The sequence below is a fragment of the Janthinobacterium sp. OK676 genome, assembly GCF_900103595.1.
In the GTDB taxonomy this organism is placed as follows: Bacteria; Pseudomonadota; Gammaproteobacteria; order Burkholderiales; family Burkholderiaceae_D; genus Janthinobacterium.
In genome coordinates, this window is the sequence record NZ_FNHA01000015.1 from 76,741 (window position 1) to 89,996 (window position 13,256).

Sequence of the window (13,256 nt, forward strand, 5' to 3'; positions counted from 1 at the left end):
AATGCTGAAAGCTTTTGATCGAATTGACATGCAAGCGACGACCGAGCGCGCCGTTGCGCTAGCCCGCACCACCTTGCAGATCGAGTCCGACGCCATCGTTGCGCTGCACGCGCGCCTGGCCACGGACGACAGCGTGGGCCGCGCCGTGGCGCTGTTGCTCCAATGCAAAGGAAGAGTCGTCGTCTCCGGCATCGGCAAGTCCGGCCATATCGCGCGCAAGATTGCCGCCACCCTCGCGTCCACCGGTACGCCGGCCCTGTTCGTGCATCCGGCCGAAGCGGCCCATGGCGACCTGGGCATGGTCACCTCGGACGATGCTTTTATTGCCATATCGTACTCGGGCGAATCGTCCGAGCTGATGGCCATCATGCCCGTCGTCAAGCGCATGGGCGGCGTACTGATTTCCATGACGGGCAAGCCGAATTCCAGCCTGGCCCAGCTGGCCGACGTGCACCTGGATATTTCTGTTGAAAAAGAAGCCTGTCCGCTGAACCTGGCGCCGACGGCCAGCACTACCGTCACCCTGGCCCTGGGCGACGCCATCGCCGTGGCCTTGCTCGACTTGCGCGGCTTCAAGGAAGAAGATTTTGCCCGCTCGCACCCGGGCGGCGCCCTTGGCCGCCGCCTGCTCACGCACGTGCATGACGTCATGCGCAGCGGCGAACGCGTACCCAAGGTGCCCGTTGAGGCATCCCTGCTGCAGGCGCTGGAAGAAATGACGAAGAAGGGCATGGGCATGACGGCCATCGTCGATGCCGACAACCGTCCCGTGGGCGTGTTTACGGATGGCGACTTGCGCCGCATGTTCGAGCGCGTGCAGGACTTCACGCAAGTGGCGATCCGCGACGTCATGCATGCGCAGCCGCGCAGCATCGCGCCCGAACGCCTGGCCGTCGATGCCGTGGCCGTGATGGAGCAGTTCCGCATCAACCAGATGCTCGTCGTCGATGCCGACGGCAAGCTGGTGGGCGCGCTGCATATCCATGACCTGACGCAAGCGAAGGTGATCTGATGGACAGCGTGGCGGACAACCTGGCACGCGCGGCCAAGGTCAAACTGATGATCTTTGACGTCGATGGCGTGCTCACCGACGGCAGCCTGCATTTCGGCCCCGATGGCGAGATGATGAAAACGTTTAATGTGTATGATGGCCTGGGCATCAAGCTGCTGCAGGAATCGGGCGTGCAGACGGCCATCATCAGCGCGCGCCGCTCGGCCATCACGGCGCGCCGCGCGCAGGACCTGGGCATTACCCACGTGCACCAGGGCGGTCACGACAAGCTGACGCCGTTTCGTGAACTGCTGGCGCTGACGGGCTTGACGGAAGAGCAATGCGGCTATATCGGCGACGACGTCATCGATGCGCCCATCCTGAAACGCGTGGGCTTTGCCGTCAGCGTGCCGGGCGGGCGTCCGGAAGCGCAGGGCCTGGCGCACCATGTGACGCAGGCCGGCGGCGGCCGTGGCGCCGTGCGCGAGATCTGCGAATTCCTGCTGCGCGCGCAGGACAACTATACGCGCGTCATGGCGCCGTTCCTGGAGTGAGGCGCGCCGCCTCGCCAGTGACATTTGAAAGAGTAAAGTCCTATGCGTAAGCCAGGAGGCGCCCATCGCTGGCGCATCATTTTCACCGTGCTGGGCGCGGTTGTCGTCGCGCTGGGCAGCTTTTGGCTGCTCGAAGTGATGAACAAGAATGGCCAGGATGCCATGCCCAGCAAGCACTTGGATGAGCCCGACTATTTCATCACCAATTTCAGCCTGGTGCGCATGGACTTGACGGGTAAGCCCAGCTATATCGTGTCGGGCACCAAGCTCACGCATTATCCTGCCGACGATTCGTCCGACATCGACCAGCCCTTCGTGCGCAAGCTCACGCCGGGCATGCCGCCGTTGAACATGAACGCGGAACTGGCGCACATCGACCAGGACAATACCCGGCTGCAACTGCACCGCAATGTCGTGATCGACCGCGTGGCCAGTCCGAAGGCGCAGAACCTGACGATCAAGACGGAAGCGCTGACGGTGTTTCCGGACGAGGAAAGAATGGAAACGGACGTGCCTGTCGATATCCTGACGGGCACCTCGCGCCTCAATGGCATCGGCATGAAAGCCAATAACGCCACCGGCGAGGTGGAAGTGCAGAATGCGCTGCGCATGGTCCTCCCGCCGAAACCGCGCCCGGCCGCGGCGGCAAAATGACAGAATGAAACAAGGAAACCATACTATGAAGAACATCTTGCTGTTGACCGTATTTTCTCTGGGCATCATGGGCGCGGCGCATGCCGAGAAGGCCGATTCCGAGAAGGAAGCCGTCATCACGGCGCGTAGCGGCCACGTCGATGACGTCAAGCAGATCCGCACCCTGACGGGCGACGTCGTGCTGGTCAAGGGCACCCTGACCATGAAGGCGGGCCGGGCCCTGATCACGGAAGACCCGCAAGGCTACCAGTTCATCACCTTCTGGGCCGATCCCGGCAAGCTGGCCACCTTCCGCCAGAAGCGCGATGGCGCGGGCGACCTGTGGATCGAAGGCGAAGCGGAGCGCGTGGAATACGACAACAAGACGGAAGTGGTGAAACTGTTTTCCAAGGCCAAGGTAACGCGCCTGGAAGGCACGAAAGTGACCGACGTGGCCAACGGCGCGTTCATCTCGTATGACAGCCGCAAGGAAGTATTCCAGATGGAAAATACCAACAGCGGCACCAGCACGCCCGATGGCGGCAGCGTGCGCATGGTGATCCAGCCGAAGACCAAGGCGCCGGCGGCGGAGAAAGCGCCGGCCACGCCTGCGCCAGGAACGAAATAATGGACAATACTCGTTGCGGCAGCACCCTGATCGTTCGCGGTCTGCAAAAAACCTATGGCAAGCGGCAAGTCGTGCATGATGTTTCGCTGCAAGTCGAATGCGGTGAAGTGGTGGGGTTGCTGGGCCCGAACGGCGCCGGCAAGACTACCTCGTTCTACATGATCGTCGGCCTGGTGCCGTCGGACGGCGGCAGCATCGACATCAGCGGCGTGGACATTTCCAGCCTGCCGATCCATCGCCGCGCGCAGATGGGCCTGTCCTATCTGCCGCAGGAAGCGTCCGTGTTCCGCAAGCTGACGGTGGAAGACAATATCCGCGCCGTGCTGGAAATCCAGACCGTCGAAGGCCGCCCCCTGAAGAAGGCCGAGATCGAGGAACGTCTGGATAAATTGCTGGCCGACTTGCAGATTGAAAAGTTGCGCGAGAACCAGGCCTTGTCCCTGTCGGGCGGCGAGCGCCGCCGCGTGGAAATCGCCCGCGCGCTGGCCACCGATCCCCGTTTCGTGCTGCTTGACGAGCCGTTCGCCGGTGTCGATCCGATCGCCGTGATCGAGATCCAGCGCATCGTGCGCTTCTTGAAGGAGCGCAATATCGGCGTGCTCATCACCGATCATAATGTGCGCGAGACGCTGGGTATTTGCGACCGTGCCTACATCATCAACCAGGGCTCGGTGCTGGCGTCGGGACGCCCCGACGACATCATCGCGAACGAGTCGGTACGCCGGGTCTATCTGGGCGAACACTTCCGTATGTGAGCCAATGAAACAATCATTGCAGCTGCGCACCTCGCAGCACCTGGCACTGACGCCGCAGTTGCAGCAATCGATACGCCTGTTGCAATTGTCTACCCTGGAATTGCACCAGGAACTAGAGCAACTGCTGACGGACAATCCCCTGCTCGAACGGCTCGACGATCCGCTCGACCGTTCGCTGCGCCTGCTGTCCGATGGCGCCTTGAGTTCGACGGCCGCGCCGGCCGAAGCGCCGCCCCAGCCGCCAGGCCAGGAGGCGCCCGCGGCGCCGGCTGAAGCGGAAACCTTTGACGGCGAGGCGGGCGAGGGCCCGGCCGCCGTGGATGGCGGCGACAGCGACTGGAGCGAGGCGAGCCGGGGCAAGGCGCCCGACGACGAAGATTCCCGTCCGCAACTGGAAGCCCATCACTGCACCCTGCGCGAACACCTGATGGAGCAGATGCGCGTGACGGTGCTCGAATTGCGCGACCGCGCGCTGGTCGAGCTGATCATCGACGCGCTCGACGACAATGGCTACCTGGAAGAGTCGCTCGACGACATCCTGGCGCGCCTGCCGGAAGAGCTGGAAATCGACGCGGACGAGATGCGCACGGCCCTGGCGCTGCTGCAAAGTTTCGATCCGCCCGGCGTGGGCGCGCGCAATGCGTCCGAATGTCTGGCCCTGCAGATCAAGCGCTTGCCGCAGGTTGCCATGGTGACGCGGCGCATGGCCCTCGTCATCGTGGAAAAGCACCTGGCCTGGTTTGCCCAGCGTGATTTCAACAAGCTGAAAAAAGCCCTCGATTGCGACGATGAAGACTTGCGCGAAGCGCAGACGGTGATTCGCCAATGCAACCCGCATCCGGGTGCCGTGTTCGCCTCTGACGTGTCCGATTACGTGGTGCCCGACGTCGTCGTCAAGCGCGCGCGCAATGGCTGGCAAGTGACCCTGAACAACGACGTCATGCCGCGCCTGCGCGTGAACGCCATGTACGCCAACCTGCTCAAGCAGGGCAAGGGCGAAGGTGCCATGGGCGCACAGTTGCAGGAAGCCAAGTGGCTGATCAAGAATATGCGCCAGCGCTTCGACACCATCCTGCGCGTGGCACAGGCGATAGTAGAAAGACAAAAGAACTTTTTCTCGCATGGGGCCGTTGCCATGCGCCCCCTTGTGCTCCGTGAAATAGCTGATACACTGGGTTTACACGAGAGTACTATCTCGCGGGTAACAACTCAAAAGTACATGCTGACCCCGCACGGCATGTTCGAGTTGAAATATTTCTTTGGTAGCCACGTCGCCACCGAAGCGGGGGGCGAAGCGTCATCGACGGCGATACGGGCATTGATCGTGCAACTGACAGGAGCAGAAGACCCTAAAAATCCTTTATCCGACAGTAAGATTGCGGACATGCTGGGGGAACAAGGCATGGTGATTGCGCGACGTACTGTTGCCAAATACCGGGAAGCATTAAAAATTCCGCCAGTGAGCCTGCGTAAGTGTTTGTAAGTTTTTTTCGGTTCCTCTGCGGGCCGGATACGATGGACCGCACGAACCCGATCATCTTTAGGAGTGTGTATGAATCTCACCATCAGCGGACATCATCTCGAAGTGACACCAGCCATCCGTGAATACGTACAAACGAAGCTGGAGCGCGTGAAACGTCATTTCGATCAAGTCATCGATATCGCCGTGATTCTGACCGTGGATAACCTCAAAGAGAAAGAAAAACGTCAAAAGGCCGAAGTCAACCTGCGTCTGAGTGGCAAGACCGTCTATGTGGAAAGCCTGGCGCAAGACTTGTACGCCGCAATCGATGCCCTGATCGACAAGCTCGATAGGCAAGTGATGAAATACAAAACCAAAGTGCAAGGGCACGGTAAAGAGGCGATCAAGCATCTGCCAGACAGCTCGGAAGAAGAATTCGCCCCCGCCTAAGCGGCCTGCGACTTTCAACCGGTTGTGATCAACTAAGGGCGCACATTGCGCCCTTTTTTGCGCCCAGCGGAACGCAATGTTCCCCGCGCAGGCGCTAGAATGTTTGCACTTTCACTTCTTTCCTGCCTGCCATGAGCGACTTCGTCCAGACTGCCATCCGCAACCGCACGGGCCACATCGTGCTCGACCGTCCGAAAGCCTTGAATTCCCTGTCGCTGGACATGGTGCGCGCCCTGAGCGCGGCCCTGCTGGTCTGGCGCGATGATCCCCAGGTGGACGCCGTCGTGATCCGCTCCAGCAGCGAGAAGGGCCTGTGCGCCGGCGGCGACATCCGTTTCTTTTACGATGCGGGCCTGGCCACGCCGCAAGGCGGCAGTGCCTTGCTGGAAGATTTCTTTACGGAAGAATACGCTTTGAATCATTTGATTCATTTCTATCCGAAACCGTATATTGCCGTGATGGATGGCGTGGTGATGGGCGGGGGCATGGGCGTGGCGCAAGCTAGCCCCGGCAACTGCCTGCGCATCGTCACGGGCCGCACGCGCATGGCCATGCCGGAAGTCAATATCGGCCTGTTTCCGGACGTGGGCGGCAGCTATTTCCTGTCCCGCCTGGCTGGACAGCTGGGTCTGTACCTGGGCTTGACGGGCTTGACGATCAACGCGGCCGACGCCCTGTACACGGGCCTGGCCGATGTCTACCTGCCCGAAGCGCAGGTGGGGGCCCTGCTGGACCTGTTCGAATCGACGCCGGGCGAGGCCTTGCCGGTGGCGATCAAGGCCCTGGCGGCGCCGTTCCAGGCCAAGGCGGGCGTTTCTTCCCTGGCCACGGCGCGCGCGGCGCTGGATCGCCATTTCAGCGCTGGCTCCGTGGCAGCCATCATGGCCTCGCTGGCGCAGGACGACGGTGCGTTCGCCAGCAAGGCCTTGGCGGCCATGCGCCTGCGCTCGCCCCTGATGATGTCCGTGACGTTGGAATTGCTGCAGCGGGGCGCCCACCTGGGCGTGGCCGATTGCCTGCGCATGGAACGCACGGTGGTGCGCCACAATTTCGAACATGGCGAAGTGCTCGAGGGCGTGCGCGCGCTGGTGGTCGACAAGGATAATGCGCCGCGCTGGAATCCATCAAGCCTGGACGAGGTCGACGCGGCCATGGTGGCGCGCTTCTTCGCTCCCGTCTGGCCGGCGCAAGCGCATCCGCTGCGCCACCTGAATTAAACTAGGCGCGTTCGCGGTGGCGCAAGACGACGCGTTCGTTGGGCCCGAAGTATTGCGCCAGCCGTTCCGCCATGTACACGGAGCGGTGCTGGCCGCCCGTGCAGCCCAGGGCCACCGTCAGGTAGCTGCGGTTGTCGGACTTGAATGATGGCAACCATTTCTCGATGAAGGCGCGTATGTCGGCCAGCAATTCCAGCGCGCTCGGCTGCGCGTCGAGGAAGGCGATCACGGGCGCGTCGCGTCCGTCGAGGGGGCGCAGGGCCAGGTCGTAATAGGGGTTCGGCAAGGCCCGCACATCGAAGACGAAGTCGGCGTCCAGCGGCACGCCCAGCTTGAAGGCGAACGATTCGAAGAACAGGGTCAGCGGTGCACGCTCGGAGGCGACGATATCCTTGATCCAGGCGCGCAGCTTGTTGGCGCTCAGCTCCGACGTGTCGATCACGTGGCCCAGCTGTTCGATGGCCGACAGGCGCTCGCGTTCTTCCGAGATGCATTCGATCAGGGTGCGGCGGCTGGCCGGATTCTGGTTCGGACGCAGTTCGTGCGACAGCGGATGGCTGCGCCGCGTTTCCGAGAAGCGCGCCACCAGCGAATGCGTGGTAGCCGTCAAGAACATGACCTTGACGTCGTGCCCCTGGTCGCGCAGCAGGGCCACATTGTGCGGCAGGCTGACGAGCGACTCGGCGCTGCGCGCATCGACGGCGACGGCCAGTTGCGGTGTGCCTTCGTCGAGCAGGGTTTGCACCAGGCTGGGCAGCAAGGCCGGTGGCAGGTTGTCGACACAATAGTAGCCGGCATCTTCCAGCACATTGAGCGCGACGGATTTACCGGAGCCGGATATTCCGGTGATAAGGACGATATGCATAGCCCGATCATACAATAAAGACCGGTGCTCTGCTCCCAAGGCAATTATCTTTACAAACTATTGCAATTTCATATGTGTATTTCGTAGGTCGGCTTAGCGCAAAGCGGTGCAGCAGGGAATTCACGCAGCATGGCTGCGTGCCTGCGTAACGGTCCTCGCTTGCAAGCGAGGGCTCCTGCTGACACCCGCTAACAATGTCGTCGGATTACGCTGGGCCTTGCCCCGCTAGTCCGACCTACGTTGCTAATCCCCGCTCATTGCGAGTCGTTGGTGCAGCCGGGAATTCACGCAGCACGGCTGCATGCTTGCGTAACGGTTCGCCCTTGCAAGGGCGAACTCCTTGGCAACATTAATCGCCACTCATGGCGAGTCGTTGGTGCAGCAGGGAATTCACGCAGCACGGCTGCGTGCGTGCGTAACGGTTCGCCCTTGCAAGGGCGAACTCCTTGGCAACATTAATCGCCACTCATGGCGAGTCGTTGCCGTTCCATGAACTCCTGCAAGGTATCGATGCCGCGCAGTTGCAGAATGGTATTGCGCACGGCCGCTTCCAGCAGCACGGCGATGTTGCGGCCGGCGGCGACGGGGATGACGACCTTGCGCACGGGCAGGCCCAGCACGTCTTCCGTGGGGAACAGGAAAGGCAGGCGCTCGACTTCCTCTTCCAGCGCGTTGCGGCGCACGAGGTGCACGATCAGTTTCAGGCGCATCTTGCGGCGCACGGCCGTTTCGCCAAAGATGGCCTTGATGTCGAGCAAGCCCAGGCCCCGTACTTCCAGCAGGTTCTGCAGCAGGGGCGGGCAGCGGCCTTCGATCATGTTCGGTGCGATGCGCGAGAATTCGACGGCGTCGTCGGCCACCAGGCCGTGGCTGCGCGAAATCAGCTCCAGCCCCAGTTCGCTCTTGCCCAGGCCCGAGTCGCCCGTGATCAGCACGCCTACGCCCAGCACGTCCATGAACACGCCATGCATGATGATGCGTTGCGCCAGTTTTTTCGACAGGTAGACGCGCAGGAAGTCGATCACTTGCGCGGCCGGCAGCGGAGTGGAGAACAGGGGAATGTTTTGCTCGTCGCAGATGGCGAGGATGTCGGGCGGCGTTTCCAGCCCTTGCGCGATGATCAGCGCGGGCGGGCCGCCGGCGATCAGTTCGCCGATCACGTGGGTGCGCGTGTTGACCTTCAGGCGCTGGTAGTAATTGATTTCCTGGTGGCCAAAGACCTGGATGCGGCCCGGATGGATCAGGTTCAAGTGGCCCACCTGGTCGGCGGCCGACGAGACGTCGCCCGAGATCAGGCGTTCGCCGCCGGGGAAGCCGGCGAACCAGCCCAGTTGCAGACTTTCACGATTATCGTCGTACAGGCGTTGTATCGTCAGTGGCGTTTGCAACATGGCGGTCTTCTTCAGGAGTGGAGGAATACCTGAAGTTTAACCTGCCGCTTGCAGACTGGGTTGCCAATTGACGATGCGCGAATGCACGGATTTCGGTTCCGGATCCGTGGCCAGCGCCGTGCGGAAGGCGTCATCGGAAAACATTTCGGCGATTTCCGACAGGATTTCCAGATGTTGCTGAGTGACATGATCGGGAATCAGCAGGAAAAACAACAGATTGACGGGCTTGCCATCGGGCGACTCGAAGGGAATCGGTTCGGCCAGGCGCACGAAGGCGCCCAGCGGCGATTTCAGGGTTTTGCTGCCCTTGACTCTGCCATGCGGCACGGCCACGCCATGGCCCAGACCGGTCGAGCCCAGGCGTTCGCGGGCAAACAGATTGTCCGAAACGGTAGAGCGGGCGATGCCGTAATTGTTTTCGAAGATCAGGCCGGCTTGCTCGAAGGCGCGCTTTTTACTGGAGACTTCCAGGTCCAGCAGGACGTTTTCGAGGGATAATATTTTGCTAAGATTAGTCATGACACTCAATGAAATGGTGCAATGCGCAGAGGGCTTGCGAGCCGAATTATAGGCCTGTTTCGGCGGCCTGTAACGCCAATTCTCAACAGTATACGCCCGCTGCGGGCGCAGTAGGCGCTACAGCCCACGTGGCCATCATTTTAGCAAAAAAATAACATCGGCGTGTATCGGCTATTTCTTGATTAAAAACACGCGGTGCGCCGGTTTTTCCGCCGCCGAATGCTGATTTTCCGATTTTTCAGCGTCTTTGACATGCACTGCGGCACTACGACAACGTTGTTTTAAAACACAGCCAACATTCCTGCTGGCATGGTTTTGCGGTGTTGCTCGGTTGTTACTGTCGCGCGTTGCGCAGATTGCCCGGCATCGTACCCGTGCTGTAGTTGCTGCGCCACGGATTGATATCGAGGCCGCCGCGGCGCGTATAGCGCGCATACACGGACAGTTTTTGCGGCTTGCACTGACGCAAGATATCGACAAAGATGCGCTCCACGCATTGCTCGTGGAATTCATTGTGCTCGCGGAAACCGATCAGGTAGCGCAACAGGCTTTCCTGGTCGATCTGCGGCCCCGCATACTCGATCTGCACGCTGCCCCAGTCGGGCTGGCCCGTCACCAGGCAATTCGACTTGAGCAAGTGCGAGACGAGTTTTTCTTCCACGGGCGCTTCATCCAGGGCAGCTTTCAGCAGCAGCGGCGAGGGCGTGTATTGCGTGATTTCCAGGTCCAGGCGGTCCAGCAGCACACCATCGAATTCGCCCATTTTCAGCTTGCCGAAATCGTCCTGCAAGGTCAGTTCGACTTGCACGGGGGCGCCGAAACCGTTCGACAAATCCTGCTTGAGCAGGGCCAGCAGCGCTTCGGGGCTGTCCAGTTTGGTCTGGTTGAACGAGTTCAGGTACAGCTTGAACGATTTCGATTCGATGATGTTCGGCGAATCGGCGGGCGCACTGACCTTGGCGATGGCCACCTGCGGCTTGCCGCGCTGGTTCAGCCACGACAGTTCATACGCATTCCAGATGTCAAGGCCGAAGAAGGGCAAGGTGCCGCGCAGTTCCAGCTCGTCGCGCTTGCCCTGGCGCGGAATCGGAAACAGCAATTCCGGCGCGTAATCGGTGCGGTAGGCGGAGCTTTTGCCCAGGGGGGATTGTTCGGCGAGGTCGTTGGTGGTGGTCATGGTCGTGTGGCTACAAATTCTGTGAAGGGTGAATGGTAGCTTATTTCAACCCAACGGCAAGGACCGGGGTCAGACCCGGCGGGGGAATGCGCCCCGGTGGGACGCATTCCGATCGTGAAGCGACTGACCTGTTATTACCCCAGGAATAATTTGTACACAGGATTGCTGCTCTCATCCCAATAGCGGTACCCCAAGGTATCGAGGAAGCGGGCGAATTCTCCCATCTCATCGGGCGGCACTTGCAGGCCGATCAGGATGCGGCCCACGTCGCCGCCCTGGCTGCGGTAGTGGCACAGGGAAATATTCCAGTTCGGCGCCATGCTGTCGAGAAAGCGCATCAGCGCGCCCGGGCGCTCGGGGAATTCGAAGCGGTACAGCAGCTCGTCCTGGGCCAGGCGGCTCTTGCCGCCCACCAGGTGGCGGATGTGCGACTTGGCCAGCTCGTCGTGGGTCAGGTCCAGGGTCTTGAATTCGTGTTCCTCGAAGGTCTTCGCCAGCACGCTCGATTCATGCCGGTCTGCAATCTGGATGCCGACGAACACGTGCGCGGCTTTTTCATCGCTGATGCGGTAATTAAATTCCGTCACGTTGCGCGCGCCGATGAGCGAGCAGAAGCGCTTGAAGCTGCCCCGCTGTTCGCGCATGGTGACGGCAAACACGGCTTCGCGGAATTCGCCCAGTTCAGCCCGTTCCGCCACGAAGCGCAAGCGGTCGAAATTCATGTTCGCGCCGCTGGCGATGGTGACCAGGGTTTCGTTGTTGACGGGGTGCTTGGTCAGGCTGGCCCGTTCCACATAGGCCTTGGCGCCGGCGATGGCCAGCGCGCCGGACGGTTCCAGGATGGAGCGTGTATCCGTAAACACATCCTTGATGGCGGCGCAGATGGCGTCCGTGTCGACGGTGATGATTTCATCGACATACGCCTGCACGAGGCGGAAGGTTTCCTCGCCGGCCAGGCGCACGGCCGTGCCGTCGGCAAACAGGCCCACGTCGTTCAGGGTCACGCGTTCGCCGGCCTTGAGCGAGCGGGCCATGGCGTTCGAATCGACGCTTTGCACGCCGATGATCTTGATGTCAGGGCGAATCTGTTTCACATAGGCGGCAATGCCGGCGATCAAGCCGCCGCCGCCGATGGGGGCGAAGATGGCGTGGATGGGGCCGGCGTGCTGGCGCAGGATTTCCATGCCGATCGTGCCCTGGCCAGCGATCACGTCCGGGTCGTCGAACGGGTGCACGAAGGTCAGCTTCTGTTCCTTTTCCAGGGTCAGCGCATGGTTGTAGGCATCCGTGTACGACTCGCCGTGCAGCACCACTTCCACGTTCACGCCGCCGCGTCCCTTGACCGCCTCGACCTTTACTAGCGGCGTGGTGGTCGGCATGACGATGACGGCACGGCACCCCATGCGCGCGGCCGACAAGGCCACGCCCTGGGCGTGGTTGCCGGCCGAGGCGCAAATCACGCCGCGCTTGCGTTCCGCTTCGCTCAGTTTGGACATCTTGTTGTAGGCGCCCCGAATCTTGAAGCTGAACACGCTTTGCATGTCTTCGCGCTTGAAGTAAATCTGGTTGTTCAGGCGCTGCGACAGGGCAGGGGCCAGTTCCAGCGGCGTTTCGGTGGCGACGTCATAGACGCGGGCGGTCAGGATTTTCTTGAGGTAGTCGATGTTCATAGTCTGCAAGCAAGTGATTCTGGGCCAGAAAGGGTCTGGAGCGTGTCTGTCGATAGCGGCGGCGCGGCGGCGGATAGCCTGGCGACAATAATGCTCTGTGGAACTGCGGGCGGGTATGCCTTTGCCTGCCGGCGCGGATTGTGCGGCGCCCAGGCTGCTCTTCATTATAATGGAGAGCCTTACCTCATCGTGTAGTGTTCCATGATCGAATCCGCAATCGCCTGGCTGCTGCAGCTGATCGCAGCACCGGAAGTCGGGCTGACATCGGTCTTTCTGATCAGCTTTATTTCCGCCACCTTGTTGCCGCTCGGCTCGGAGCCGGCCGTATTTGCCGTCATCAAGGCCAATCCCGCGCTGTTCTGGGCCGCCATCGGCGTCGCCACCCTGGGCAATACCTTGGGCGGCATCGTCGACTACTGGATGGGCTACCGGGCCAAGCAGGCGTTCGCCAAGGAGCGCGACACGCGCTGGTTCCGCTGGCTGGCCCGCTACGGCGCCAAGACCATGCTGCTGGCCTGGCTGCCCATCGTGGGCGACCCGCTGTGTACCCTGGCGGGCTGGCTCAAGCTGCCGTTCTGGCCCAGCGTCGCCTACATGGCCGTCGGCAAGTGCGCGCGCTACCTGACCATGACGGGCTTGCTGCTGTACGTGCCCGATGGCGTATGGCACCGGATCGGCCAGATGCTGGCCTAAATGGGGCTGCCTGCAACGCCAGTTTGCCCCATTTTTGGGCAGATCGATAGTTTGTAGTAGAGCTCAATTATTGGCATTTTTGCGTCAAAAAATCATGAAAACTGGTTTTTTGTTCATGTAAAGGAAAGCTTTTCCGTATTTGCTATGGCAGTCGATGAGGTGCTTAAACCTTGGGCGGCATAAGGCTGTTCCCGCATGGTGCGGCGCAATAAGATAAAATGTACCTTTAGGGTCCAGTCTACATCGTCACC

The 13,256-nt window shown here is 61.1% G+C and carries 14 protein-coding genes; 9 read left to right on the forward strand and 5 right to left on the reverse strand.

The window, feature by feature from the left end:
- Position 1 precedes the first annotated feature (1 nt).
- From BLU39_RS25090 to BLU39_RS25125, 8 genes are all read left to right on the forward strand, one after another.
- On the forward strand, positions 2-1,012 hold the full coding sequence (locus tag BLU39_RS25090; RefSeq protein ID WP_092718375.1) for a KpsF/GutQ family sugar-phosphate isomerase: 1,011 nt from the start codon (positions 2-4) through the stop codon (positions 1,010-1,012).
- Positions 1,012-1,545 carry a KdsC family phosphatase gene (locus BLU39_RS25095; RefSeq protein ID WP_092718378.1) on the forward strand — a complete coding sequence of 178 codons (534 nt, stop codon included), beginning with the start codon at positions 1,012-1,014 and terminating at the stop codon, positions 1,543-1,545. The genes BLU39_RS25090 and BLU39_RS25095 overlap by 1 nt, the downstream gene beginning before the upstream one ends.
- 42 nt (positions 1,546-1,587) lie before the next feature.
- On the forward strand, positions 1,588-2,199 hold the full coding sequence (gene lptC / locus BLU39_RS25100; RefSeq protein ID WP_232731281.1) for an LPS export ABC transporter periplasmic protein LptC: 612 nt from the start codon (positions 1,588-1,590) through the stop codon (positions 2,197-2,199).
- Between the two features lie 25 nt (positions 2,200-2,224).
- Positions 2,225-2,806, forward strand: a complete 582-nt coding sequence (gene lptA, locus BLU39_RS25105; RefSeq protein WP_092718380.1) for a lipopolysaccharide transport periplasmic protein LptA — start codon at positions 2,225-2,227, stop codon at positions 2,804-2,806.
- A complete protein-coding gene (lptB, locus tag BLU39_RS25110) occupies positions 2,806-3,561 on the forward strand; it encodes an LPS export ABC transporter ATP-binding protein (RefSeq protein ID WP_034753325.1) in 756 nt (251 codons plus the stop codon). The genes lptA and lptB overlap by 1 nt, the downstream gene beginning before the upstream one ends.
- Positions 3,562-3,565: 4 nt before the next feature.
- Positions 3,566-5,044 (forward strand): RNA polymerase factor sigma-54, encoded by a 1,479-nt coding sequence (locus tag BLU39_RS25115; protein ID WP_092718383.1) that lies wholly within the window; start codon positions 3,566-3,568, stop codon positions 5,042-5,044.
- A 69-nt stretch (positions 5,045-5,113) separates the two neighbouring features.
- Positions 5,114-5,473 (forward strand): ribosome hibernation-promoting factor, HPF/YfiA family, encoded by a 360-nt coding sequence (raiA, locus tag BLU39_RS25120; RefSeq protein ID WP_086139003.1) that lies wholly within the window; start codon positions 5,114-5,116, stop codon positions 5,471-5,473.
- 131 nt (positions 5,474-5,604) lie between these two features.
- The gene (locus tag BLU39_RS25125) at positions 5,605-6,690 is read left to right on the forward strand and encodes an enoyl-CoA hydratase/isomerase family protein (protein WP_092718385.1); all 1,086 of its coding nucleotides are present in this window, start codon (positions 5,605-5,607) and stop codon (positions 6,688-6,690) included.
- A gap of 1 nt (position 6,691) precedes the next feature.
- On the opposite strand, the gene rapZ is transcribed toward BLU39_RS25125, so the two are convergent.
- The 5 genes from rapZ to ilvA all read right to left on the reverse strand — a co-directional run bounded on the left by rapZ (position 6,692) and on the right by ilvA (position 12,312).
- The gene (gene rapZ, locus BLU39_RS25130) at positions 6,692-7,555 is read right to left on the reverse strand and encodes an RNase adapter RapZ (protein WP_092718387.1); all 864 of its coding nucleotides are present in this window, start codon (positions 7,553-7,555) and stop codon (positions 6,692-6,694) included.
- A gap of 455 nt (positions 7,556-8,010) precedes the next feature.
- Complete coding sequence (gene hprK / locus BLU39_RS25135) at positions 8,011-8,946, reverse strand: HPr(Ser) kinase/phosphatase (RefSeq protein ID WP_034753337.1); 936 nt, start codon at positions 8,944-8,946, stop codon at positions 8,011-8,013.
- 36 nt (positions 8,947-8,982) lie between these two features.
- The gene (locus tag BLU39_RS25140) at positions 8,983-9,465 is read right to left on the reverse strand and encodes a PTS sugar transporter subunit IIA (protein ID WP_034753339.1); all 483 of its coding nucleotides are present in this window, start codon (positions 9,463-9,465) and stop codon (positions 8,983-8,985) included.
- Positions 9,466-9,799: 334 nt separating this feature from the next.
- The gene (gene queF, locus BLU39_RS25145) at positions 9,800-10,642 is read right to left on the reverse strand and encodes an NADPH-dependent 7-cyano-7-deazaguanine reductase QueF (RefSeq protein ID WP_092718390.1); all 843 of its coding nucleotides are present in this window, start codon (positions 10,640-10,642) and stop codon (positions 9,800-9,802) included.
- A gap of 134 nt (positions 10,643-10,776) precedes the next feature.
- Entirely contained in the window at positions 10,777-12,312 is a 1,536-nt protein-coding gene (gene ilvA / locus BLU39_RS25150; RefSeq protein ID WP_034753344.1) for a threonine ammonia-lyase, biosynthetic, read from the reverse strand.
- Positions 12,313-12,513: 201 nt separating this feature from the next.
- Here ilvA and BLU39_RS25155 point away from each other — a divergent pair, with 201 nt between their 5' ends.
- Entirely contained in the window at positions 12,514-13,005 is a 492-nt protein-coding gene (locus BLU39_RS25155) for a YqaA family protein (RefSeq protein ID WP_092718393.1), read from the forward strand.
- Positions 13,006-13,256 lie beyond the last annotated feature (251 nt).

What these genes read in the sequence shown, in the direction of transcription:
- BLU39_RS25155 (WP_092718393.1), top strand. Translation starts at nt 12,514, where the DNA reads ATGATCGAATCCGCAATCGCCTGGCTGCTGCAGCTGATCGCAGCACCG.
- BLU39_RS25090 (WP_092718375.1), top strand. Translation starts at nt 2, where the DNA reads ATGCTGAAAGCTTTTGATCGAATTGACATGCAAGCGACGACCGAGCGC.
- lptB (WP_034753325.1), top strand. Translation starts at nt 2,806, where the DNA reads ATGGACAATACTCGTTGCGGCAGCACCCTGATCGTTCGCGGTCTGCAA.
- BLU39_RS25125 (WP_092718385.1), top strand. Translation starts at nt 5,605, where the DNA reads ATGAGCGACTTCGTCCAGACTGCCATCCGCAACCGCACGGGCCACATC.
- BLU39_RS25140 (WP_034753339.1), bottom strand. Translation starts at nt 9,465, where the DNA reads ATGACTAATCTTAGCAAAATATTATCCCTCGAAAACGTCCTGCTGGAC.
- BLU39_RS25095 (WP_092718378.1), top strand. Translation starts at nt 1,012, where the DNA reads ATGGACAGCGTGGCGGACAACCTGGCACGCGCGGCCAAGGTCAAACTG.
- lptA (WP_092718380.1), top strand. Translation starts at nt 2,225, where the DNA reads ATGAAGAACATCTTGCTGTTGACCGTATTTTCTCTGGGCATCATGGGC.
- BLU39_RS25115 (WP_092718383.1), top strand. Translation starts at nt 3,566, where the DNA reads ATGAAACAATCATTGCAGCTGCGCACCTCGCAGCACCTGGCACTGACG.
- queF (WP_092718390.1), bottom strand. Translation starts at nt 10,642, where the DNA reads ATGACCACCACCAACGACCTCGCCGAACAATCCCCCCTGGGCAAAAGC.
- rapZ (WP_092718387.1), bottom strand. Translation starts at nt 7,555, where the DNA reads ATGCATATCGTCCTTATCACCGGAATATCCGGCTCCGGTAAATCCGTC.
- raiA (WP_086139003.1), top strand. Translation starts at nt 5,114, where the DNA reads ATGAATCTCACCATCAGCGGACATCATCTCGAAGTGACACCAGCCATC.
- lptC (WP_232731281.1), top strand. Translation starts at nt 1,588, where the DNA reads ATGCGTAAGCCAGGAGGCGCCCATCGCTGGCGCATCATTTTCACCGTG.
- hprK (WP_034753337.1), bottom strand. Translation starts at nt 8,946, where the DNA reads ATGTTGCAAACGCCACTGACGATACAACGCCTGTACGACGATAATCGT.
- ilvA (WP_034753344.1), bottom strand. Translation starts at nt 12,312, where the DNA reads ATGAACATCGACTACCTCAAGAAAATCCTGACCGCCCGCGTCTATGAC.